The 623-nt window shown below is 40.4% G+C and carries 1 protein-coding gene; it reads left to right on the top strand.

The features are described from left to right. Positions 1–29: 29 nt before the first annotated feature. On the top strand, positions 30–623 hold a 594-nt coding region (locus tag ACWHAR_RS28895; RefSeq protein ID WP_452088675.1), incomplete at its 3' end, for a DUF4163 domain-containing protein.

Below are 623 nucleotides of genomic sequence, written 5' to 3'. Positions count from 1 at the left end.
TAAAAAATGACAGATTAAGGAGGGTTTTTATGAACAAAAAAACAGTGTTTAAAGCGTTCGGAATGTTGATGACACGGGTATTGTTTTTTGCGCTGTACAGTGCGGCCGCACTTCCTTCTGCACACGCGGCAAACGAAAAAAAACCGACGGTCACGAGCCATACGTACAAAAACATTAAGGCTTTGAAATACCCGCAAGTTTCAAATGTAAGCCCCAAATCTCTCCAAAACAAGATCAACAAAGATTTTAAACATTATATTGAGCAGTCCTACAAAGATTATGTAAAAAACAAGAAAGACGGCCAACAGCACGGATACCAAACGGATTATCAAACGTCCTTTGAAGTGAAATACCGGACCGGCCAAAAGCTGAGCATCCTGACAAGCAATTACGTCTATTCCGGCGGAGCGCACGGAAATACGGCAGTCCGCTCTTTCAACTATGACCTTGTCTCTAAAAAACGGGTGTATTTATCCGACATCCTAAATACAAAATCGAAAATGGATAAGACAAAAACATACATTTACAACTATATTCAAAAACACAGCGACATTTTCTTTCCGGATGTGAAGAAGAAAGACATCGTCCTCGGTAAAAACACGGCCTTCTATTACACTAACGAC

The sequence above is a fragment of the Bacillus sp. LR--39 genome (genome assembly GCF_053613335.1).
The sequence above is the reverse complement of the archived record's forward strand: the minus strand, read 5'-3'. Positions and strand labels throughout refer to the sequence as shown.